Origin of the sequence: Pseudomonas sp. JDS28PS106 (genome assembly GCF_036706555.1) — a bacterium.
Classification (GTDB): Bacteria; Pseudomonadota; Gammaproteobacteria; order Pseudomonadales; family Pseudomonadaceae; genus Aquipseudomonas.
This window is the reverse complement of record NZ_JBAJGT010000006.1, coordinates 367,791-390,301: the sequence shown is the minus strand read 5'-3', so window position 1 is coordinate 390,301 and position 22,511 is coordinate 367,791. Positions and strand designations below refer to the sequence as shown.

Below are 22,511 nucleotides of genomic sequence, written 5' to 3'. Positions count from 1 at the left end.
CGCCAACTGTATGAAGCCTTTGACGACCGCCGATTATTCAGGACTCGAGCAGGAAGGTAACCGGCCCGTCATTGACCAGATGAACCTGCATATCCGCCCCGAATCGGCCCGACGCTACATTCGGGTGAACGGCTCCTGCCTGACGCAACAGATAATCGAACAGTTCGGCGCCCAGCGCGGGCGGCGCGGCCTTGGAAAAACTTGGGCGCATCCCGCTTCGCGTATCGGCGGCCAGTGTAAATTGCGACACCAGCAGCAACCCGCCCGCCACATCGCGCAACGACAGATTCATCTTGCCGTCGCTATCGCTGAACACTCGATAATTGAGCAACTTGTGCAATAACTTGTCGGCGCTGGCCGGCGTATCCTGAGGCTCCACACCAATAAATACCAACAGCCCCTGATCGATAGCGCCGACAACTTCGCCACCCACTTCAACGCGCGCGGCGATGACGCGCTGCAACAATCCTTTCATGACAGTTTCCCGATCCACACTCTGCGCCAAAGCCTGATGCTATGGACGTGTCCACGCCGTGGGCACGCCAGTTCCTTATGACCCGTTCTTCACGCTTCTTCAGGCGGGAGGTCGAGCAGACGCCGCGCGACCTGAGCCGCTGCACGGATCAGCGCATCGGTAATGCCTGGCTCGGCTGCGGCGTGACCGGCGTCGCGAATGACCTGAAGTTCGCTGTTCGGCCATGCCTGATGCAGCTCCCAGGCGTTGTCCAGCGGGCAGATCACATCGTAGCGGCCGTGAATGATGATGCCGGGCAGATGAGCGATCTTCGGCATGTCGCGGATCAGCTGGTTTTCTTCCAGGAAGGCGTTGTTGACGAAATAGTGGGTTTCGATGCGCGCGATGGACAAAGCGCGCTGCGGCTCGGAGAAGCGGTCCACGACCTGCGGGTTGGGACGCAAGGTGGCGGTGCGCCCTTCCCAGGTCGACCACGCCTTGGCGGCATGCATCTGCGCAATCTGGTCGGAACCGGTGAGGCGTTTGTGGAAGGCGGCGAGCAGGTTGTCACGCTCGTCCGGCGGAATCGGCGCCAGGTAGTCCTGCCAGTAATCGGGGAACAGCCGGCTGGCGCCGGACTGATAGAACCACTCGATTTCCTGGGGACGGCAGAGGAACACGCCGCGCAGGATCATGGCATGCATGCGTTCAGGGTGTTTCTGCGCGTAGGCCAGCGCCAGGGTCGAGCCCCAGGACCCGCCGAACAGCACCCATTTGTCGATGCCGAGGTGTTCGCGAATACGCTCCAGGTCCTCGATCAGATGCCAGGTCGTGTTGTTTTCCAGACTGGCATGGGGCGTGGAGCGACCGCAGCCGCGCTGATCGAAGGTGATGATGCGATACAGGTTGGGATCGAAGTAGCGACGGCTCTGCGCATCGCAACCCGAACCCGGTCCACCGTGGATGAAAACCACCGGCAGACCCTCGGGGGAACCACTTTCGTCGACATAGAGCACATGCGGTTGTTCCACGGCCAGATCATGCCGGGCGTAGGGTTTGATCTGCGGGTACAAAGTCTGCATAGGTGCTCCAAGAGATGGGTTCAGGGGCTTCTATCATTCTGCCGTCCGGCATCATAAACCCGAAACGTGGAATGAGCATGCTGCACATGAGCATCCCGGGCGCGCCGCTGGGTCTGGCGCTTCGGCGTCTCGCCGAACAGGCGAACCAGAGCGGTCGAGTTGGGTCAGAAAACTCGACAGGCGCCGGGTTATTTTTATTTTTTTCGGGAAATAACCGGCGAGCCGCCTACAGTCAAAGAATCCGATTTCCCATTCGTCAGACTACTTGAGGTCGTACCGATGTCTCAGGAACCACTCGTTCGTGACGCAGATGTGGCTGAATTCCGAGCCGCTGTTCTCGCCAAACTCACCTATGCGGTGGGCAAGGATCCTGACCATGCGTTTGAGCATGACTGGTTCGAGGCCATTGCCCTCGCCGCGCGCGATCACATGGTCGAGCACTGGATGGACCACACCCGGCAGATCTATCGCAAGGTCCAGAAACGGGTGTACTACCTCTCGCTCGAATTCCTCATCGGGCGACTGTTGTACGACAGCCTGAGCAACCTGGGTCTGCTGGAAATCGCTCGTGAAGCGATGACCGAGCTGGGCGTGGACATCGAGCGCATCCGCACCCTTGAGCCGGATGCGGCGCTGGGCAACGGCGGTCTGGGTCGTCTGGCGGCCTGTTTCATGGAAAGCATGTCGACCCTGGGCATCGCCGGCCACGGTTATGGCATCCGTTATGAGCACGGTCTGTTCCGACAGGCCGTGGTCGATGGCTGGCAGCACGAGCAGACCGAAAACTGGCTGGACTTCGGCAACCCGTGGGAATTTGAACGTCCGGAAGTCGTGTACCCGGTCGGCTTCGGCGGCAGCGTGGAGACCGTTATCAGCGATACCGGTGAGGCGCGGCAGGTCTGGCGTCCGGGCGAGACCGTGCGCGCAATCGCCTACGACACCCCGGTGGTCGGCTGGCGCGGCGCCAGCGTAAATACTCTGCGCCTGTGGCGCGCCCGCGCTGTGGAAGACCTGCATCTGGAACGCTTCAACGCCGGTGACCACTTCGGCGCCGTGGCCGAGGTGGTCCGCGCCGAAAGTATTTCCCGCGTGCTGTACCCCAACGATGCGACCGAGGCCGGACAGGAACTGCGTCTGCGCCAGGAATACTTCTTCGTCTCGGCCTCGCTGCAGGACTTGCTGCGTCGTCACCTGAACATGCATGCGACGCTGACCGATCTGCCGGAGCACGCGGCCATCCAGATGAACGACACGCACCCCTCCATCGCCGTGGCGGAGTTGATGCGCCTGCTGATCGACACCCATGGCATTTCCTGGGATGCCGCGTGGAAGATCACCGTCAACACCCTCGGCTATACCAACCACACGCTGCTGCCTGAGGCCCTGGAAACCTGGTCGGTGGGACTGATGGAGCGCATGTTGCCGCGCCACATGCAAATCATCTACCTGATCAACGCCCAGCACATCGACACGCTGCGCGCCAAGGGCATTCACGACTTCGACGTGCTGCGCGCCGTTTCCCTCATCGAGGAAGACAACGGTCGGCGCGTTCGCATGGGCAACCTGGCTTTCCTCGGATCGCACAGCGTCAACGGCGTGTCGGCGCTGCATACCCAACTGATGCGCAAGACGGTCTTCGCCGAGCTGCACAAGCTGTACCCCGAACGAATCAACAACAAGACCAACGGCATTACCTTCCGCCGCTGGCTGTTCCAGGCCAACCCGCGCCTGACCGAAATGCTGGTCGAGGCGCTCGGGCCGGAGGTTCTGGACAGCGCCGAAACCAAGCTCGTCGAACTGGAGCCGTTTGCCGAGAAGAGTTCGTTCCGCAAGCAGTTCGCCGATCAACGCTTGCACAGCAAGCGCGCGCTGGCCGCGATCATTCAGGAGCGGCTGGGCATCACTGTCAATCCGGCGGCGATGTTCGACGTTCAGGTCAAGCGAATCCACGAATACAAACGTCAGTTGCTCAACCTGTTCCACACCGTGGCGCTGTATCAGGCGATCCGCGCTGAACCGGGTACGGACTGGGTGCCGCGAGTGAAGATTTTCGCGGGCAAGGCCGCCGCCAGTTATCACTCCGCCAAGCTGATCATCAAGCTGGCCAACGACATCGCCCGTACCGTCAACAACGACCCGACCGTGCGCGGCCTGCTCAAGGTCGTGTTCATGCCCAACTACAACGTCAGTCTGGCGGAAAGCATCATTCCGGCGGCCGACCTTTCGGAGCAGATTTCCACGGCGGGGCTTGAAGCCTCGGGCACCAGCAATATGAAGTTCGGTCTCAACGGCGCGCTGACCATCGGCACGCTGGACGGGGCTAACGTGGAGATGAGCGAGCAGGTCGGGCAGGAGCATATGTTCATCTTCGGCATGACCTCGCAACAGGTCGAGGCGCGCAAGCAGGCCGGCGATTTCAGTGCTCAGGGCGATGTTGCGGCGTCGCCGCGTCTCAATGACGTGCTGATGGCGATCCGTGGCGGCGTGTTCTCGCCGGATGATCCGAACCGCTATGTAGGGCTGATCGACCAGTTGCTGGCCTATGACCGCTTCCTGGTGTGCGCGGACTTCGACTCGTACTGGGCGGCCCAGGCCAAGGTCGAGGAATGCTGGCACGACTCCAAGACCTGGTGGCGCTCGGCGGTGCTCAACACCGCGCGCATGGGCTGGTTCTCCTCCGACCGGACCATCCGTGAGTACGCTGGCGAGATCTGGAACGCGCTGGATTAACGTTCATCGCCAGCAAGCTGGCTCCCACGGACCGCATGAGATCTATAGGAACCAGCTTGCTGGCGATCTGCCCCACAGCGGCAGCAAAACCATCCACCGCGGTGAATCAGACAAACCGCGCCATCGTTTATCGCCAGCAAGCTGGCTCCTACGGCCGCATGAGATCTGTAGGAGCCAGCTTGCTGGCGATCTGCCGTAAAGCGGCAGCAAAACCATGCACTGCGGTGAACCAGACGAACCGCGCCATCGTTTATCGCCAGCAAGCTGGCTCCTACGGCCGCATGAGATCTGTAGGAGCCAGCTTGCTGGCGATCTGCCGCAAAGCGGCAGCAAAACCATGCACCGCGCTGAATCAGACAAACCGTGTCTGCGTTCATCGCCAGCGAGCTGGCTCCTACGGACGGTCGATTTTCCGATCTATTTCCCGACACGCCGCCTCTATATACTGCGCCCCGATAAACCTTCACACATCGAAAAGGATGTCGTCGCGTGCTATGGATTTGTCTGGTGGTGGGCGGGGCAATGCTGGGCCTGTTTCTGAGCTACGACGCTCTGGGCGGTCTGCTCGACGGCGCGGCGGTGGGCTGGGCGATTGGCGCCACGCTTTATGTCCTTTCCCTCGGGCGGCGCTCGCGCGAACAATCCCGCCAACTGGATGCCACACGCGAGGCCCTCGAAACAGTACAGCAACGACTTGCCGCGATCGAATCCCCGGTCACGCCTGATCTTGCGCCCGTACCCGTCCCGCAGAACGAAGCGCCGCTGCCCGCCGAGGCGGTTGTGGTGCCGGTGCCTGTCGACGGTCCCGAGCTGATCTGGGATTTGCCGGACGATCAGAGCGCGGACAAAGAGTCCGCCTGGCGTCCTGCCCCCGGCACATCCAGTCCGGCAGAACCCAACTTCATCGACCGTGCCGTTGCCAGCGCCAAAGGCTGGCTGCTGGGCGGCAACACTGTGCTGCGTGTCGGCGTCGTGCTGCTGTTCCTGGGCCTGGCATTCCTGCTGCGCTACGCCACCGAGGGCATGGTCATCCCTCTCGAAGCCCGATACGCCGCGGTTGCGGCCTGTGCCCTGGGGCTGCTCGGCCTGGGCTGGTGGCTACGCCATCGCAATGCCCAGTACGCCTTGATGATGCAGGGCGCCGGCGTCGGCGTGCTGTACCTGACCGTGTTCGCGGCGATGAAGCTGCATCCGCTGCTCGATCCCTCGATGGGTTTCACACTGCTGGTGGCGGTCACCGCATTTTCGGCGATTCTGGCCGTGATCCAGAACTCGCTGGCATTGGCCTGCGCCGGCGCGCTTGGCGGCTTTGCGGCGCCCTTGCTGGCTTCCACCGGCCAGGGCAGCCATGTCGCGCTGTTCAGCTATTTCGCCCTGCTCAACGCCGGGATCTTTGCCATCGCCTGGTTCAAGGCCTGGCGCGTGCTGAATCTGATCGGATTCTTCGGCACTTTCAGCATCGGTTTCGCCTGGGGCATCGAGCGCTACACGCCCGAGATGTTCTGGAGCACCGAACCCTTTCTGATCCTGTTTTTCGCCATGTATCTGGCGATTGGTCTGATGTTCGCTCGCCGCAAGCTGATGGAGCCTGATACCGCTCCCCAGGAAGACACCAGCGCGCCGTGGCGCCGGGCCGCCCGACGTGGCGACTACGTGGACGGCACCCTGCTGTTCGGCACGCCCATCGTGGGGTTTGGCCTGCAATACGCCTTGGTAGAGCATCTGCCGTTCGGCGCGGCGTTCAGTGCGCTTGTCCTTGGCATCGTCTACATGGGGCTGGCCCGTCTGCTGGCGAATCGCGTACAGGGCCGGGCCGAACTGCTGATGGAAACCTGTCTGGCGCTGGGCGTGGTGTTCGCGACCCTGGCGATTCCGCTGGGTCTGGGCTCGAAATGGACCACCTGCGCCTGGGCGGTGGAAGGCGCCGCGATCTTCTGGCTGGGTCTGCGTCAGCAGCGGCTACTGGCGCGCGGCTTCGGGCTGTTGCTGCAATTGGGCGCGGGCGCGGCGCTGCTCGGCCAGCTCGATCTGACCGACGCTTCGTTGCACGCCAATGGGGACTACTGGACGCCGATGATCATGGCAATCGCCGCCTTGACCAGCGCCTGGTGCGTTTATCGCTTCCAGGGCCTGACGCTGCTCGACTCCAGGCTGGCGATGATCAGTCTGCTGGGGTGGGGTGCCGCGTGGTGGGCATTTTCCTTGATCTGCAGCGTGGTGCTGTTCGTGCCGGTCGACCTGCAACCTGCCGGGCTGTTGATCGCCGCTGCCGCCAGTGCCGCGCTTTGGACCCTGCTCGCCCTGCGCCTGCAATGGCCGGCCCTGGCCGCGCTCTGCACGGCACTGACGCCCGTCGGCGGCCTGATGCTGGTCAGCCTGCTGCGCTTCGACTATCACCCGGCGCAACAGTGGCAGTGGCTGGGCTGGGCGGCGCTGGTCGCGGTTCATCTGCTGAGCCTGCGCAAACTCGCGGCCCTGTTGCCGAAGCAGGCCGCCAGTGTTGCCCATGTGCTGGGCTGCTGGCTGATCGTCGCACTGCTGGCGCTGGAATTGCGCTTCGCCCTGATGCAATTGTCGGAGCAGCATAACGCCTGGCGCTGGCTGGGCTGGGCGCTGCTGCCGAGCCTCTACCTGCTGGCGATGACCCATTCGCGTCAGTGGCCGTGGCCGGTCGCACAGTACCCTCGCGAATACCGAGTATGGGCCGCCGCCCCGATGGCGGCGCTGATGCTCGCGTGGTTCTGGCTGGCGAACCTGTTCAGCGACGGCTCAGCCGCGCCGCTGCCGTACGTTCCGCTGATCAACCCGCTGGAAATCGGCCTGTTGTTCGCGCTCGCCGGTGCCTGTCTGTGGATGCGCCAGTACCTGTCGCAACTGGGCGTCAGCCCGGCGATGGCCCAGCGCAACGCCCTGCTGGTCGCGGGTGCGTCCTTGTTCGCGCTGGTCACGGCGATGGTCATGCGCACCGCTCACCACTGGCAGGACGTGCCCTGGAACAGCGACGCGCTGCTGGGCTCGATGCACGTTCAGGCGGGCCTTTCCATCGTCTGGACGCTGATGGCGCTGGCCCTGATGATCGGCGGCCATCTGCGCCGGCGCCGGGAGATCTGGATCGCGGGCGCGGCCTTGATCGCGGTCGTGGTCGCCAAGCTGTTCTTCGTCGAATTGAGCGACCGCGGATCAATGGCACGCATTGTTTCGTTCATAGGTGTTGGCATGCTGCTACTAGTGGTGGGATATTTCGCACCATTACCGCCGAAACATTCGGACAAAGAAGTCTGCGAAGCGCCCGATCTGCCGCCTGCCGCAGAGCCGCGCCAGCCATGAGGAACATGATCTTGAGCCGTCCGTTCACCTTGAAGATCGCGTTGCTGGGCGCTGTGCTATGCGCGGGAATGGGCGCTCATGCCCAGGACAAGCCTGCGGACTTCGCCAGCCAGACGACGCTCACCCTCACCGGCGAAGGCCCCTGGTATCGCGTGGAACTGCCGCTGGCTGCGCAATTGAGCGCCCGTGACCCCGCACTTGGCGATCTGCGAGTCTTCAACGGCGCGGGTCAACCGCAAGCCTATGCGCTCGCGCAACAGATGCCGAGCCAGGAGCAGACGTCGACCGCAGTGAAATGGTTTCCGCTGTACACCACCGCCGAAGCGGGCGATGCGGTGCCGGTGATTCGCATCGAGCGTTCGCCCAACGGTAGCGTGATCGAGGTGCAGCCCCAGAGCGATATCGAAGCCGGCGAAGAGATCCTGCGCGGCTGGCTGCTCGATGCCAGCGCAATCGACGCGCCGCTGGAACAGCTCATCATCGACTGGAACACCGAGCGCGAGGGCTTCCAGCATTTCACCATCGAAGCCAGCGACGATCTGCAGCACTGGCGTTCATGGGGCGAAGGTCAGGTGGCGCGGCTGTCTTTCTCCGACGAGGTCGTCGAGCAGCGCGAGGTCGGTCTGCCGGGCTACACCGCTCGCTACCTGCGGCTGCTATGGCGTTCGCCGGGCAACGCACCGACGCTGACCGCGGCGCAACTGCTCAGCGCACCGACCGACAGCCCTACCCTGCCGCTGACCTGGTCGCCCGCGTTCGCCGGCAAGTCCGAGCAGCCCAATCAGTATGTGTGGCAGCTGCCGGTCGGCCTCCCGGTCGAGCGCGTTCAGGTCAGCATCGCCCAGGCCAACAGCCTGGCACCGGGAAACCTGTATGGCCGGATGGACGACGGGCAGCCCTGGCAGCTCATCAGCAGCGGCCTGCTCTATCGCATCACCCAGAACGGCAGCGATGCGGTGCAGGACCAGTTGCACCTGTCCGGGCAAGTGATCCGCCAGCTCAAACTGGAAGTCGATGACCGGGGCGGCGGCCTCGGCCCTCAGGCGCCGGAGATCAGTGTGGCGGTGCAGGCGACCCAGGTCGTGTTCCTGGCGCGGGGCGAAGGCCCGTTCACGCTGGCGGTGGGCAACGCCCGGGCAAAACCGGCCAGTCTGCCGCTGACTACACTGATTCCCGATTTCGTTCCGCAGCGCTTGAACAGTCTGGGCATCGCGCAGCCGAGCGCAGCCCCGGTCGCCGACATGTCAGCCGCTCCGGTGGCCGCTGGCGTGGACGGCCCCGACTTCAAGCGTATCGGCCTCTGGGCGGTGTTGATCGGCGGCGTGCTGATGCTGGGCTGGATGGCCTTCAGTACCTGGCGCGCGTCGGCTTCCAGGCATTGAGCCAGAGCGGTTGCCAGCGTCGCTTTTACAGCTACGCTGGTGCCGGGCGTGAACTGAATCAGTCCGGCATCAGTCTCATGGCAGAATTACGTTGCCACTCGCGTTAAACTGCGCGGGTTTTCCTCCTACCCCATTTTCGGAGCACTCCATGTCCCGCGTTACACTAAGTCGCTACTTGATCGAGCAGACCCGCAGCAACAACACCCCTGCCGATCTGCGCTTCCTGATCGAAGTCGTGGCGCGAGCATGCAAGGAAATCAGCCACGCGGTTTCCAAGGGTGCGCTGGGCGGCGTCCTCGGCAGCATGGGCACCGAGAACGTGCAGGGCGAAGTGCAGAAGAAGCTGGACGTTCTGTCCAACGAAATCCTGCTTGAAGCTAACGAATGGGGCGGTCACCTGGCCGGCATGGCGTCCGAAGAAATGGACAACGCCTACCAGATCCCCGGCAAGTACCCCAAGGGTGCGTACCTGCTGGTTTTCGACCCGCTGGACGGCTCGTCCAACATCGACATCAACGCACCGGTCGGCACCATCTTCTCGGTTCTGCGTTGCCCGAACGAATACCTCAGCCAGAACGAAGCCCTGAACGAAAAGGCTTTCCTGCAACCGGGCACCCAGCAGGTTGCGGCCGGCTACGCCATCTACGGCCCTCAGACCATGCTGGTCCTGACTCTGGGCGACGGCGTCAAAGGCTTCACCCTGGACCGCGAGATGGGCAGCTTCGTCCTGACCCACGAAGACATCACCATTCCCGAGACCACTCAGGAATTCGCGATCAACATGTCCAACCAGCGTCACTGGGAAGCGCCGGTCCAGCGCTATGTGAGCGAACTGCTGGCGGGCGAAGAAGGCCCGTTGAAGAAGAACTACAACATGCGCTGGGTCGCGGCGATGGTTGCCGACGTGCATCGTATCCTGACCCGTGGCGGTCTGTTCATGTACCCGCGCGACGCTCGCGAGCCTTCCAAGCCGGGCAAGCTGCGTCTGATGTACGAAGCCAACCCGATGTCCTTCCTGGTCGAGCAGGCGGGCGGTGCGTCCACCGACGGCCGTCAGCGCATTCTCGACATCCAGCCTGAAGGCCTGCACCAGCGCGTAGCCGTGTTCCTGGGCTCCAAGCAGGAAGTCGAACGCGCGACGGCCTACCACCAGGAGTAAACCATGCTCGCCCCCTGGCTTGCGCTGCTTGAATGGTGGTTCGGCTCTGCCGAGTCGCCGAGCGAAGTGGTGAAAGCCAGGGAAAAGCTGTGGTTCGGCAAGCGCAAGTCCAACGACAACGAAGCGCGCGAGCGCTTCGGTGATCGGGTTGAGCAGGCACTGGCCGGTGGTTTGCGCGAATGGGCCGAGAACCCTCATGGCTGGCTGGCGCTGGTGCTGCTGCTCGATCAGTTACCCCGGATGATCCATCGCAATACCCCCAAGGCATTTGCCGGCGATCAACGCGCTCAGGCGCTGGTCACCCACGGGCTCAAGCTGGGTCGCGATCAGCATCTGAACCCGCTGGAGCGCACCTTCATCTACCTGGTGCTCGAACACTGGGAAAACCTCGACGCGCAAAACCAGGCCATTGCCCGTTTCAGTGACCTGTTGCCGCTTCTGCCGGCGACCGACCGCGACTATTTCAAGCGGAGTCTCGACTACGCGCATCGCCATCAGAAAATCATTGCCCGTTTCGGACGCTTTCCCCATCGCAATGAAATTCTCGGCCGGGCTTCGACCGATGAAGAGACAGAATTCCTCAAAGGCCCCGACTCACGCTTCTGAGCTACAAAACACCTCCTCATGCGTCCGCGGGAACCAGAACCGGCTTTTCTCTTCTAAGCTTGCGGTATCGCGCCAGCGCCAGCCGGATCGGCGGTTGCTGCGACGCAACCCCCCTTCCGCTCAGGAGCTTTACCCATGCTGTCGTTGCGCCCCCTCGTTTTGTTGTCGTTCTGCTTCCTGACCATCGGTTTCGCCCACTCTGCCGACAATCTCGAACCCCGCACCGCGGATAACGTCGATCTCAAGCGCTATCAAGGGGTCTGGTACGAGCAGGCGCGCCTGCCGATGTTTTTCCAGCGCAAGTGCGCGCAGTCCGAAGCCCATTACACGCTCAAGGATGATGGCAATGTCGCGGTCACCAATCGCTGCCGGACCGCCGAAGGCAAATGGGAAGAAGCCACCGGTACCGCTTCGCCTCAAGTCGCGGGCAAGACCGACAAGCTCTGGGTCGTGTTCGACAACTGGTTCTCCCGTCTGCTGCCAGGTGTGGCTAAAGGCGATTACTGGATTCTGTACGTCAGTGAAGACTACAAGACCGCCGTGGTCGGCAACCCTGACCGCAAATACCTCTGGCTGCTGACCCGCACCCCGACGGTCAGCGATTCCGTCAAACAGGAAATGCTCAACAAAGCGCGCCAGCAGGGTTACGACACCAGTCGGCTGGTCTGGCGCGTGGCCGATTCGGAGATTGGCAAGAAATAGCCATTAACACCGTAGGAGCCAGCGGGCGGCGATCCGTCTTGCTGGCGATCTGCCGCAAAGCGGCAGCAAAACAGGCGTCGCGGTGCTTCAGGTAAAACGCGTTATCGTTCATCGCCAGCAAGCTGGCTCCTACAGTCGGTTGTAGGAGCTTGCTGGCGATAGCCTCTACAACAATTCGCGCAACACCTGCGCAAACGCCCGGCGGGTCTGCTCCTCTTCGGCATGACGCCCGTCGCGCACGACCCAGCGGCCGTTGACCATCACATCCCGTATCTGTCGATCGCTGCCCGCGAACAGCCATCGATTGAGGATGCCATCGCCGCTCGCTGTGGATAAGTACGGGTCATCGCCATCCAGCACCAGCCAGTCCGCCCGCTGCCCTGCCGCCAGACCACCGACCGGCAGGCCCAGTGCCTGGGCGCCGCCTGCCAGGGCCGCGTCGAACAAGGTTCGACCGACCTCAGGCTGATCGTTGCGATGCAGGCGATTGCGGCGCTGGTCCCGCAGACGCTGTCCGTATTCCAGCCAGCGCAATTCCTCGACCACACTGACCGCCACATGGCTGTCCGAGCCGATCCCCCAGCGTCCACCCTCTGCCATGTAGTCCACAGCCGGAAATATTCCGTCGCCCAGATTGGCTTCGGTGGTCGGACACAGGCCCACCACCGCGCCGCTTCGCGCCATCAACTGCACCTCCTGGGCGTCGACATGCGTGGCATGGACCAGACACCAGCGCTCGTCCACTGGTGCATTTTCATACAGCCACTGCACCGGACGCCTTGCGCTCCAGCCCAGGCAGTCATCGACCTCCTTTTGTTGTTCGGCAATGTGGATGTGGACCGGGCAGTATTGATCGCCCGCCGCCAGCACCTCGCGAATCTGCGACGGGGTCACGGCGCGGAGCGAATGAAAACACAGCCCCGTCCGCTGTATCGATTGTTTCGCTAACGCCGATTGCAGCCGTTCACAAAGTCGCAGATAGCTTTCGGCACTGTGGAGAAAACGTCGCTGGCCCGAGCCGGCCGGTTGGCCGCCGAAACCCGAATGGCTGTAGAGCACCGGCAGCAAGGTGAGGCCAATACCGGCGCGTTCCGCCGCCTGACTGATCTGCACCGCCAGTTCCGCCGAGTCCGCATAAGGTCTTCCGGCCGGTTCATGGTGGATGTAGTGAAATTCGGCGACCGAGGTATAGCCGCCCTTGAGCATCTCGATATACAGCTGGCGGGCGACGATGCTCAGTTGCTCCGGGCTGATCCTGCCGGCGATGCGATACATGAGTTCGCGCCAGGTCCAGAAACTGTCATGGGCGTTTCCCGCAACTTCCGCCAACCCGGCCATCGCTCGCTGGAAGGCGTGGGAATGCAGATTGGGCAGGCCGGGCACGACCGGTCCGTGCAACAGCTCCGCGCCTTCGCCAGCCGCGCCCGCTTCGACGCGGGTCAACATGCCGAATGCATCGACCTCCAGCCGCACGTTTTTGGCCCACCCTCCCGGCAACAGCGCGCGTGTGGCGAAGAACATTGCCATAGACCCCATCCCTTTCACGCCTATTTGTATATACATATACAGACGAACCAACGATGGGTAAACAGCGAGGCGCTTGCCGTCAAGAAGCTTAATCGTTAGGTTGGGTGCATTTCGCCTTCACTGGACGCCTATCGTGCCGACGCCCCCCACCTCCTCGCCTCTGACAGCCCACGTGGGCGAGAGTCCCGCGCCGTTCTACGCCCGCGTCAAGCAGATGATTGCCCAGCAAATCCAGAGCGGCAGCTGGCCGCCGCATCATCGCGTGCCATCGGAAAGCGAGCTGGTCACCGAGCTGGGGTTCAGCCGCATGACCATCAACCGGGCCTTGCGCGAATTGACGGCCGAGGGCCTGCTGGTGCGGATGCAGGGCGTCGGCACCTTTGTTGCCGAGCCCAAGAGCCAGTCGGCACTGTTCGAAGTGAACAATATCGCCGACGAGATCGCTGCTCGGGGTCATGTCCACCGCTGTAGGGTCATCCTGCTTCAGGAAGAGCCGGCCGGCTCGGAACGTGCGCTGGCGCTGGATATGCGTGAAGGACAGAAAGTGTTCCACTCGCTCATCGTGCATTACGAAAACGATGTGCCGGTGCAGATCGAAGACCGCTTCGTCAATGCGCAGGCGGCTCCCGATTACCTCGATCAGGATTTCACCCGGCAAACGCCTTACGCTTATCTGTCGCAGGTCGCGCCACTGACCGAAGGCGAGCATGTGGTCGAAGCCATCCTCGCCGATCCCGAAGAATGCGGGCTGCTGCAGATCGATGCGGGCGAGCCCTGCCTGCTGATTCGCCGCCGTACCTGGTCGGGGCGTCAGCCGGTGACGTCCGCGCGTTTGATTCATCCCGGCTCCCGGCATCGACTTGAAGGCCGGTTCGGAAAATGATCGGGCTGCCATCGGCGGTCCGTTGAAGCTATCCTTCGCGCTCGCCCCGAACAACAATTCCAGCAAGGAAGATCATGACTCACTACCAACGTCAGGAGACGCCCCGCGCCGTCGCCCTTCTCGCCAGCTTTCTGGCCTCGGAATCCGCTGGCGGTATCGTCTTGATGATTGCCGCGCTGGCGGCCCTGATCGTTGCCAACTCTCCGCTCGCCGACGGCTATTTCGCGGCGCTGCACAGCGTCTTCCTGGGGCTGTCGGTGGAGTTGTGGATCAACGACGGTCTGATGGCGATCTTCTTTCTGATGGTCGGGCTGGAAATCAAACGTGAAGTCCTGGCCGGCGGGCTGGCGACCTGGGGGCAACGCGCATTGCCTGGTTTTGCGGCGGCCGGCGGCATGCTGGTGCCGGCGCTGATTTACCTGGCCATCAACTGGAGCAATCCGCAGACCATCAGCGGCTGGGCGATTCCCGCCGCTACCGATATCGCTTTTGCCTTGGGTGTGCTGTCGCTGCTGGGCAACCGAGTTCCGACATCGCTCAAGGTCTTCCTCGCCGCCCTGGCGATCCTCGATGACCTTGGCGCCGTGACCATCATCGCCTTCTTCTACAGCTCCGGCCTGAACCTGGCGATGCTGGGCGCCGCTTTTGCGACGCTGGCGGTGCTGATCGTGCTCAATCGCCTGAACGTCAAGTCACTGGTGCCCTACCTGCTGTTGGGCGCGCTGTTGTGGTTCTTCGTGCTGAAATCCGGCGTGCATGCCACCCTCGCGGGCGTGGCGCTGGCCTTGTGCATTCCGCTGGGGACCATCAAGGATGAGGACCAATCGCCGCTGCTGCTGCTCGAAGAGAAGCTGCATTATTGGGTGGCGTTCGCCATTGTGCCGATCTTCGGTTTCGCCAACGCCGGCGTCTCGCTGTCGGGAATTTCCATGGAGAATCTGGTCGACCCGGTTCCGCTGGGCGTTGCCCTGGGCCTGTTCGTCGGCAAGCAGATCGGCGTGTTCCTCGCGGCCCTGCTGGCGATTCGCAGCGGCCTGGCGGTCTTGCCCGAAGGCAGCAACTGGGTGCAGCTGTACGGTGTCGCCATCCTCTGCGGCATCGGCTTCACCATGAGCCTGTTCATCGGCAACCTTGCGTTCCCCGGCGCGCCTCACCTGATCGATGAAGTCAAAGTCGGCGTTCTGATGGGATCTGGCGTTGCGGCGCTGGTCGGCGTGCTGCTGTTGCGCAGTGGTTTGTGCAAGCGCTGAAAAAAATTTTCATCCGGGTGCATCCAGATTGTTTTCTCGCGGGTAGTACAGACAGCAACCACTCGGATTGCTGAGCGCGGTAAAACAATCTGGAGATTTCTGCATGAACGCAAAACGCTTGCTCTGCCTTGCAGGTACTACCCTGACGCTGACCTGCCTGACCTCGGTCGCCATGGCTCAGACCGATCTGCCCGAATCCGTTCGCGTGCCTGCCGGGCACAAGATCAGCCTGGAAACCACCGGGGTCGGCAAGATCACTTATGAATGCCGCGCCAAAGCCAATTCAACCACCGAAATGGAATGGGCCTTCGTCGGTCCTGACGCGGTATTGAACGACCGCGGCGGCAAGCAGGTCGGCACCTATTACGGCCCGCCTGCTACCTGGGAAGCCAAGGATGGCTCGAAAGTGACGGGTACGCAGGTGGCGGTTGCTCCGTCGAGCGCGGGCAATCTGCCGTATCAGTTGGTCAAGGCCAATCCGGCACAGGGCAAGGGTGCCATGAGCGACGTGGCCTACATTCAGCGCACGGCGTTGAAGGGCGGCGTTGCCCCGAGCAGTGCCTGCACCGCGAGCAACAAAGGTGCGAAAGAAGTCGTCCAGTATCAGGCCGACTACCTTTTCTGGTCTGCCAGCTGACCGGCTTTAGAAGCGCTGTGCCGCAGATGAGCTATGCTGCCGCGCAGCGCTTCAGCGCAGATCCGGTGAGACACTGAAGCAGTACTTATCCACAGACGGCAGACAGTATTGGCCTCGCACCCCTCTCTTTTTGATTACGAAGCGGCGCTTCACGCTTGCGCCCGGCGCGAGCGTCAGGCGTTACACCGCTTGTATGAGCAGGAAAGCGCACGGCTCATGGGGGTGGTATTGCGTATCGTGCGTGATAACGCTCTGGCGGAAGACATCGTGCATGACGCTTTTCTCAAGATCTGGACCGGCGCCGGCAGCTTTGACGCTGAACGAGGTTCGGCGCGCGGCTGGATCTTCAGCGTCACTCGTCACCTTGCGCTCAATCGGCTCCGCGCCACCAGCCGTGAGCGTCCTGCCGAGGAAGCCAGCGAGGATTTCGCGCAGGCGACCCTGGAAGGCTGGCAGGAAACCGCTGACGCTTTCGACTGGCGAATCGATCCGGACCGTCTTCATGGGTGCCTTGAGCAATTGGAGCCGGTGCGGCGCAACTGTGTGTTTCATGCTTACGTCGAAGGCTACACGCATCAGGAAATCGCCCGACAGGTCGGCGCGCCGTTGGGCACGGTCAAAGCCTGGATCAAGCGTAGCCTGAAAAACCTGCGGGAGTGCATGGGATGAACGAAACCCCGGATGACGACCTGCAGGACCTGGCTGGCGAATACGTGCTAGGAACCCTGAGCGCGCAACAACGCGAGGAAATCGAACGGCGCATGTCTGACGAGCCGGCGCTGCGGGCGGCCGTCGACGCCTGGGAACGACGGCTCCATCCGCTCACTGCGATGGCCGAGCCTGTCACGCCTTCGCCCAGCCTCTGGCGCAGGATCGAACGCAGTCTCGACGGTCCGGCTCGCGTGCGCGGTCCGCGCTGGTGGGACAGTCTCTGGCTGTGGCGCGGGCTGGCCGGCGCCGGGCTGGCCGCTTCGCTGGTGCTGGCCATGGTCTTGCTGATGCAGGCGCCAGGCTCGCCTTCCTACCTCGTCGTGCTGGTCGCGCCGCAGGACAAATCTCCCGGCTGGGTCGTGCAGGCCAGTGATTCCAGAAAAATTCAGCTGATTCCCCTGAGCGTGACCGAGGTGCCCGCCGACAAGGCGCTGGAATTCTGGACCAAGGGCAATGACTGGCAAGGCCCGGTATCTCTGGGACTGGTGAAACCCGGCCAGACCCTGTCGATCCCCCTCGACGAATTGCCGCCGTTGCAACCCGACCAGTTGTTCGAGCTGACGCTGGAGCAGGCAACCGGCTCGCCGACCGGCAAGCCGACCGGGCCAATCCAGTTCATCGGCCGGGCGGTGAAAGTGGGGGTCAGCTTGTAACCGGCAATGGCTGCCACACACATGTAGGAGCGGCTTTAGCCGCGATGCGGTGGCCCGTCCCATGCATTTCTATCGGATGTACCGGCGCTTCGCGGCTAAAGCCGCTCCTACGGCATAGTGTGACCCTTGCGCACATGCATACTTGTATGTACAAGTAGAGACAGGTTCCCGCCACCTGTTCGCATGAGAGGATTTGCCGTGACCACCACCCCGCAACCAGAGCAAGGCTGGACACGCCGTCGCAATGTCGAGATCCGCGCCCCGCGCGGCAACCAGCTGACCGCGAAGAGCTGGCTGACCGAAGCTCCACTGCGCATGCTCATGAACAATCTGGACCCGGACGTCGCGGAGAATCCGCAAGAGCTGGTGGTGTACGGCGGCATCGGGCAGGCGGCGCGCAACTGGGAATGCTACGACAGGATCGTTGAAACCCTGACCCGCCTTGAAGCCGACGAAACCCTGCTGGTGCAGTCCGGCAAGCCGGTCGGTGTGTTCAAGACTCACAGCAATGCGCCTCGGGTACTCATCGCCAACTCCAACCTGGTTCCGCACTGGGCCAACTGGGAGCATTTCAACGAGCTGGACGCCCGCGGGCTTGCGATGTACGGGCAGATGACCGCCGGCAGCTGGATCTACATCGGCAGCCAGGGGATCGTTCAGGGGACTTACGAAACCTTCGTCGAGGCCGGCCGGCAGCATTATCAAGGCAAGCTGAGCGGGCGCTGGGTGCTGACCGCCGGGCTGGGCGGCATGGGCGGCGCGCAGCCGCTGGCCGCGACGCTGGCGGGCGCCTGCTCGCTGAACATCGAATGCCAGCAGAGTCGCATCGACTTCCGGCTCAAGACCCGCTATGTGGACGAGCAGGCCGTGGATCTCGACGATGCTCTGGCACGTATCGACCGGTACACCGCCGCCGGCCGGGCGGTCTCCATCGCCTTGCGCGGGAATGCGGCTGAGATCCTGCCGGAAATGGTCCGTCGCGGCGTACAACCAGACATGGTCACCGATCAGACCAGCGCCCACGACCCGCTCAACGGCTATCTGCCCATCGGCTGGAACTGGGACGAATACCGCGCTCGCGCTCTGACCGAACCAGAAGCAGTCGCCAAGGCCGCGAAAGCGTCGATGGCGCGGCACGTCGAAGCGATGCTCGCGTTTCACAAGGCCGGGGTTCCGACCTTCGATTACGGCAATAACATTCGCCAGATGGCCCAGGACATGGGCGTGGCGAATGCCTTCGACTTTCCCGGATTCGTGCCTGCCTACATTCGCCCGCTGTTCTGCCGTGGGATTGGCCCGTTCCGCTGGGCCGCGCTGTCCGGCGACCCGCAGGACATCTACAAGACCGATGCCAGGGTCAAAGCGCTGATTCCCGACGACGCGCATCTGCACAACTGGCTGGACATGGCGCGCGAACGCATCCGTTTTCAGGGTCTACCGGCGCGTATCTGCTGGGTCGGCCTGGGCCAGCGCGCCAGGCTGGGCCTCGCGTTCAACGAAATGGTGCGCAGCGGCGAGCTGTCGGCGCCGGTGGTCATTGGTCGCGATCATCTGGACTCCGGCTCGGTCGCCAGCCCGAATCGCGAGACCGAAGCCATGCGCGACGGCTCGGACGCTGTGTCCGACTGGCCTCTGCTCAATGCGCTGCTCAACACCGCCAGCGGCGCGACCTGGGTCTCGCTGCATCACGGCGGCGGAGTGGGCATGGGCTTTTCCCAGCATTCGGGAATGGTCATCGTCTGCGACGGTACCGACGAGGCGGCCGAGCGCATCGCCCGCGTGCTGCACAACGATCCGGCCAGCGGCGTGATGCGGCATGCCGATGCCGGTTACCCGATCGCCATCGACTGCGCCCGGGAGCAGGGCCTGGACCTGCCGATGCTCGGCGAGACCGGGCGCGCATGATCGAACAAGGCCCTTGGGCACTCTGGATGCGATGCGAGTCCGGCTATCGAGCGCCGGATGCGGCTATTCTGTCCAGCTACGTCAGTCTGCCCGGACGCTACCGGGTCGGCCGCCCTTGGGCCTTATTCAATCCGAGCGCCGCTTATGTTTCCCGAAAGCTTCACCTTTTCGATCGCCAACTGGGTCAACGATGGCGTCGATGCGCTGGTCACTCGCTACGGCGATGTGTTCAGGCATATCTCCGACACCTTGCTGTGGGCCATCGTCAGCCTGGAGGGCCTGCTGCGCCTGGTGCCCTGGTGGCTGATGCTGTTGATCGTCGGTGGCATAGCCTGGCATGCGACGCGCAAAATCTTCACCGCGCTGGTCATCGCCGGGCTGCTGTTTCTGGTCGGTGCGGTGGGCTTGTGGGACAAGCTCATGCAGACCCTGGCGCTGATGCTGGTGGCGACGCTGATCGCCGTGCTGATCGGCATTCCGCTGGGGATTCTCTCGGCGCGCAGCAACCGGCTGCGCGCGGTGCTGATGCCGTTGCTGGACATCATGCAGACCATGCCCAGCTTCGTATACCTGATCCCGGTCCTGATGCTGTTCGGCCTGGGCAAGGTGCCGGCGATCTTCGCGACGGTCATCTACGCCGCTCCGCCGCTAATTCGGCTGACCGACCTGGGCATCCGTCAGGTAGACGGCGAGGTGATGGAAGCCATCAATGCGTTCGGCGCCAATCGCTGGCAGCAGCTGTTCGGCGTGCAGCTGCCGCTGGCATTGCCGAGCATCATGGCCGGTATCAACCAGACCACCATGATGGCGTTGTCGATGGTGGTGATCGCGTCGATGATCGGCGCCCGTGGCCTGGGCGAGGACGTGCTGATCGGCATCCAGACCCTCAATGTCGGGCGCGGCCTGGAGGCCGGTCTGGCCATCGTCATTCTGGCGGTGGTCATCGACCGCATCACCCAGGCCTACGGCCGTTCACGGCGGGAGGCCAGCAAATGATGGATGCCACGGCCAACAAGATCGTCGTCAGCAATGTGTTCAAGATTTTCGGCAACCGCCCTGATCAGGCACTGGCGCTGCTGAAGGACGGCAAAAGCAAGGATCAGGTGCTGGCCGAAACCGGCTGTGTCGTGGGGGTGAACGATCTGTCGCTGACCATCGGTAGCGGCGAGCTGTTCGTGATCATGGGTCTGTCCGGATCGGGCAAGTCGACGCTGGTGCGCCATTTCAACCGGCTGATCGATCCCACCAGCGGGCGGATTCTGGTCGATGGCGAAGATATCCTGCGCTACGACATGGAAGCCCTGCGTCAATTTCGCCGAAACAAGATCAGCATGGTCTTCCAGAGTTTCGCCCTGCTGCCGCACAAGACGATTGTGGATAACGTGGCTTACGGCCTGAAAGTGCGCGGCGAGAGCAAGGCGCTCTGCCGCGAGCGAGCGCAGCACTGGATTAACAGCGTCGGTCTGCAAGGTTATGAAGGCAAGTACCCGCATCAGCTTTCGGGTGGCATGCGTCAGCGGGTCGGTCTTGCCCGGGCGCTGGCCGCCGACACCGACATCATTCTGATGGACGAGGCCTTCAGCGCGCTCGACCCGCTGATCCGCGCGGAGATGCAGGACCAGTTGCTCGAACTGCAAGCCAGTCTGCACAAGACCATCGTGTTCATTACCCACGACCTCGACGAAGCCGTTCGCATCGGCAGCCGCATCGCGATTCTCAAGGACGGACGGCTGATCCAGGCGGGCACGCCGAGGGAAATTCTGCACTCACCCGCCGACGAGTACGTGGATCGCTTCGTGCAGCGGCGGGCGGCAATTCTTTAAGCGTTGCCGGCGGGCGCGGGCCACGAATAGAACGCAAGTCAGAGGCAAGCGGCCTGCCGCGCCTCGACCGATAACAACAGGAGTAGCTGCATCGTGACCACTTCCCACCGCTTGAACCTCGTCCCCGGCGAGCTGACCCTGGCTCAGCTTCGCGCCGTCTACCTCGAACCGGTGACACTCACGCTCGACCCCAGCGCCGAGCGCCCCATCGAAGACAGCGTGGCCTGCGTCGAACGCATTCTCGCCGAGCATCGCACCGCGTATGGCATCAACACCGGATTCGGGCTGCTGGCTTCGACGCGCATTGCCAGCGCCGACCTGGAGACGTTGCAACGCTCGCTAGTGCTGTCCCATGCCGCCGGCGTCGGCCAGCCGATCAGCGACGCGCTGGTGCGGCTGATCATGGTGCTCAAGGTCAACAGCCTTGCTCGGGGATTCTCGGGCATTCGCCGCAAGATCATCGATGCCCTGATCGCGCTGATCAACGCCGAGGTTTATCCGCTCATTCCGCTCAAGGGGTCGGTCGGCGCGTCCGGTGATCTGGCGCCGCTGGCGCATATGTCGCTGGTGCTCTTGGGTGAGGGCAAGGCACGTTACAAGGGCGAATGGCTGGACGCGACCGAGGCGCTCGCGGTCGCCGGGCTGGAACCGCTGACGCTGGCCGCCAAGGAAGGGCTGGCACTGCTCAACGGCACGCAAGTGTCCACGGCGTTTGCCTTGCGCGGCCTGTTCGAAGGCGAAGACCTGTTCGCGGCAGCGATGGCCTGCGGCGCGCTGACTGTCGAGGCGGTGCTCGGCTCGCGCTCGCCTTTCGATGCGCGCATTCATGCCGCGCGCGGCCAGCGCGGGCAGATCGATGCCGCCGCCTGCTATCGCGAATTGCTGGGTGAGAGTAGCCAGGTTTCCGAGTCCCACCGCAATTGCGACAAGGTTCAGGACCCGTATTCGCTGCGCTGCCAGCCCCAGGTGATGGGCGCCTGCCTGACTCAGCTGCGCCAGGCCGCGCAGGTACTGGAAATCGAGGCCAACGCGGTCTCGGACAATCCGCTGGTGTTCGCGGCCGAGAACGATGTGATTTCGGGAGGCAACTTCCACGCCGAGCCGGTCGCGATGGCTGCCGACAACCTCGCTCTGGCACTGGCAGAGATCGGCTCGCTGAGCGAGCGGCGTATTTCGCTGATGATGGACAAGCACATGTCGCAGCTGCCGCCGTTCCTGGTCGCCAACGGCGGGGTGAATTCAGGGTTCATGATCGCCCAGGTCACGGCAGCGGCGCTGGCCAGCGAAAACAAGGCGCTGGCCCATCCGCACAGCGTCGACAGCCTGCCGACTTCGGCCAATCAGGAGGACCATGTGTCGATGGCACCGGCTGCCGGCAAGCGGTTATGGGAAATGGCGGAAAACGTTCGAGGGATTCTTGCCGTAGAATGGCTGGCTGCGTGCCAGGGTCTGGATCTGCGCGACGGTTTGAAAACCTCGCCAAAGCTCGAAGAAGCCCGATCCATCCTGCGCAGCAAGGTACCGTCCTACGATAAGGACCGGTTTTTCGCACCGGACATCGAAGCCGCCATCCGGCTGTTGTCCTCAACTTGCTTGAACCGGCTGGTTCCTGCACGTCTGCTGCCCAGTTTGTGATGCACCCCGAGCCTGGCAGGGCTCGCATGGTCAATCGCTGCGGGA

General features: G+C 63.0%; 18 protein-coding genes. 15 read left to right on the top strand and 3 right to left on the bottom strand.

Translation table 11 applies throughout. The features are described from left to right. Window positions 1–37: 37 nt before the first annotated feature. Both dtd and pip read right to left on the bottom strand, forming a co-directional pair. On the bottom strand, window positions 38–475 hold the full coding sequence (gene dtd, locus TRP66_RS13200; RefSeq protein ID WP_333402896.1) for a D-aminoacyl-tRNA deacylase: 438 nt from the start codon (window positions 473–475) through the stop codon (window positions 38–40). Between the two features lie 89 nt (window positions 476–564). After that, window positions 565–1,536 carry a prolyl aminopeptidase gene (pip, locus tag TRP66_RS13195; protein WP_333402894.1) on the bottom strand — a complete coding sequence of 324 codons (972 nt, stop codon included), beginning with the start codon at window positions 1,534–1,536 and terminating at the stop codon, window positions 565–567. Window positions 1,537–1,815: 279 nt separating this feature from the next. Between pip and TRP66_RS13190 the strand changes: the two genes are divergently transcribed. From TRP66_RS13190 to TRP66_RS13165, 6 genes are all read left to right on the top strand, one after another. Further along, window positions 1,816–4,266 (top strand): glycogen/starch/alpha-glucan phosphorylase, encoded by a 2,451-nt coding sequence (locus TRP66_RS13190; RefSeq protein WP_333402891.1) that lies wholly within the window; start codon window positions 1,816–1,818, stop codon window positions 4,264–4,266. Window positions 4,267–4,755: 489 nt separating this feature from the next. Further along, window positions 4,756–7,593 (top strand): DUF2339 domain-containing protein, encoded by a 2,838-nt coding sequence (locus TRP66_RS13185; RefSeq protein ID WP_333402889.1) that lies wholly within the window; start codon window positions 4,756–4,758, stop codon window positions 7,591–7,593. 29 nt (window positions 7,594–7,622) lie between these two features. Continuing rightward, window positions 7,623–8,975: a DUF3999 domain-containing protein gene (locus TRP66_RS13180; RefSeq protein ID WP_333402974.1), complete on the top strand. Its 1,353-nt coding sequence runs from the start codon at window positions 7,623–7,625 to the stop codon at window positions 8,973–8,975. A gap of 148 nt (window positions 8,976–9,123) precedes the next feature. Next, entirely contained in the window at window positions 9,124–10,134 is a 1,011-nt protein-coding gene (locus tag TRP66_RS13175; protein ID WP_333402887.1) for a class 1 fructose-bisphosphatase, read from the top strand. Window positions 10,135–10,137: 3 nt separating this feature from the next. Continuing rightward, a complete protein-coding gene (locus TRP66_RS13170; RefSeq protein ID WP_333402885.1) occupies window positions 10,138–10,740 on the top strand; it encodes a DUF924 family protein in 603 nt (200 codons plus the stop codon). Window positions 10,741–10,875: 135 nt separating this feature from the next. Next, window positions 10,876–11,442, top strand: coding sequence for a lipocalin family protein (locus TRP66_RS13165; protein ID WP_333402883.1), 567 nt, complete (start codon window positions 10,876–10,878; stop codon window positions 11,440–11,442). Between the two features lie 165 nt (window positions 11,443–11,607). Here the strand turns inward: TRP66_RS13165 and TRP66_RS13160 are convergent, their stop codons facing one another. Beyond that, window positions 11,608–12,969, bottom strand: coding sequence for a formimidoylglutamate deiminase (locus TRP66_RS13160; RefSeq protein WP_333402881.1), 1,362 nt, complete (start codon window positions 12,967–12,969; stop codon window positions 11,608–11,610). A 133-nt stretch (window positions 12,970–13,102) separates the two neighbouring features. Between TRP66_RS13160 and hutC the strand changes: the two genes are divergently transcribed. From hutC to hutH, 9 genes are all read left to right on the top strand, one after another. Further along, on the top strand, window positions 13,103–13,852 hold the full coding sequence (gene hutC, locus TRP66_RS13155; protein ID WP_333402879.1) for a histidine utilization repressor: 750 nt from the start codon (window positions 13,103–13,105) through the stop codon (window positions 13,850–13,852). A 74-nt stretch (window positions 13,853–13,926) separates the two neighbouring features. Further along, on the top strand, window positions 13,927–15,102 hold the full coding sequence (nhaA, locus tag TRP66_RS13150; protein WP_333402877.1) for a Na+/H+ antiporter NhaA: 1,176 nt from the start codon (window positions 13,927–13,929) through the stop codon (window positions 15,100–15,102). Window positions 15,103–15,205: 103 nt separating this feature from the next. Then, window positions 15,206–15,739 (top strand): DUF3455 domain-containing protein, encoded by a 534-nt coding sequence (locus tag TRP66_RS13145; RefSeq protein WP_333402875.1) that lies wholly within the window; start codon window positions 15,206–15,208, stop codon window positions 15,737–15,739. Between the two features lie 108 nt (window positions 15,740–15,847). Continuing rightward, window positions 15,848–16,408: a sigma-70 family RNA polymerase sigma factor gene (locus tag TRP66_RS13140; protein ID WP_333402873.1), complete on the top strand. Its 561-nt coding sequence runs from the start codon at window positions 15,848–15,850 to the stop codon at window positions 16,406–16,408. Beyond that, window positions 16,405–17,103: an anti-sigma factor gene (locus tag TRP66_RS13135; RefSeq protein ID WP_333402871.1), complete on the top strand. Its 699-nt coding sequence runs from the start codon at window positions 16,405–16,407 to the stop codon at window positions 17,101–17,103. The genes TRP66_RS13140 and TRP66_RS13135 overlap by 4 nt, the downstream gene beginning before the upstream one ends. A gap of 198 nt (window positions 17,104–17,301) precedes the next feature. Next, the gene (hutU, locus tag TRP66_RS13130) at window positions 17,302–19,008 is read left to right on the top strand and encodes a urocanate hydratase (protein WP_333402869.1); all 1,707 of its coding nucleotides are present in this window, start codon (window positions 17,302–17,304) and stop codon (window positions 19,006–19,008) included. Between the two features lie 144 nt (window positions 19,009–19,152). Then, on the top strand, window positions 19,153–20,004 hold the full coding sequence (locus TRP66_RS13125; RefSeq protein WP_333402867.1) for an ABC transporter permease: 852 nt from the start codon (window positions 19,153–19,155) through the stop codon (window positions 20,002–20,004). Continuing rightward, entirely contained in the window at window positions 20,001–20,831 is an 831-nt protein-coding gene (locus tag TRP66_RS13120) for a quaternary amine ABC transporter ATP-binding protein (protein ID WP_333402865.1), read from the top strand. The genes TRP66_RS13125 and TRP66_RS13120 overlap by 4 nt, the downstream gene beginning before the upstream one ends. A gap of 111 nt (window positions 20,832–20,942) precedes the next feature. Next, on the top strand, window positions 20,943–22,466 hold the full coding sequence (gene hutH, locus TRP66_RS13115; protein ID WP_442965201.1) for a histidine ammonia-lyase: 1,524 nt from the start codon (window positions 20,943–20,945) through the stop codon (window positions 22,464–22,466). Window positions 22,467–22,511: the final 45 nt, after the last annotated feature.

Excerpts from the sequence above, each read along its gene's own strand:
- TRP66_RS13145 (WP_333402875.1), top strand. The coding sequence starts at position 15,206 with ATGAACGCAAAACGCTTGCTCTGCCTTGCAGGTACTACCCTGACGCTG.
- TRP66_RS13190 (WP_333402891.1), top strand. The coding sequence starts at position 1,816 with ATGTCTCAGGAACCACTCGTTCGTGACGCAGATGTGGCTGAATTCCGA.
- TRP66_RS13165 (WP_333402883.1), top strand. The coding sequence starts at position 10,876 with ATGCTGTCGTTGCGCCCCCTCGTTTTGTTGTCGTTCTGCTTCCTGACC.
- TRP66_RS13135 (WP_333402871.1), top strand. The coding sequence starts at position 16,405 with ATGAACGAAACCCCGGATGACGACCTGCAGGACCTGGCTGGCGAATAC.
- nhaA (WP_333402877.1), top strand. The coding sequence starts at position 13,927 with ATGACTCACTACCAACGTCAGGAGACGCCCCGCGCCGTCGCCCTTCTC.
- dtd (WP_333402896.1), bottom strand. The coding sequence starts at position 475 with ATGAAAGGATTGTTGCAGCGCGTCATCGCCGCGCGCGTTGAAGTGGGT.
- TRP66_RS13120 (WP_333402865.1), top strand. The coding sequence starts at position 20,001 with ATGATGGATGCCACGGCCAACAAGATCGTCGTCAGCAATGTGTTCAAG.
- TRP66_RS13160 (WP_333402881.1), bottom strand. The coding sequence starts at position 12,969 with ATGGCAATGTTCTTCGCCACACGCGCGCTGTTGCCGGGAGGGTGGGCC.
- TRP66_RS13175 (WP_333402887.1), top strand. The coding sequence starts at position 9,124 with ATGTCCCGCGTTACACTAAGTCGCTACTTGATCGAGCAGACCCGCAGC.
- pip (WP_333402894.1), bottom strand. The coding sequence starts at position 1,536 with ATGCAGACTTTGTACCCGCAGATCAAACCCTACGCCCGGCATGATCTG.
- TRP66_RS13125 (WP_333402867.1), top strand. The coding sequence starts at position 19,153 with ATGTTTCCCGAAAGCTTCACCTTTTCGATCGCCAACTGGGTCAACGAT.
- TRP66_RS13170 (WP_333402885.1), top strand. The coding sequence starts at position 10,138 with ATGCTCGCCCCCTGGCTTGCGCTGCTTGAATGGTGGTTCGGCTCTGCC.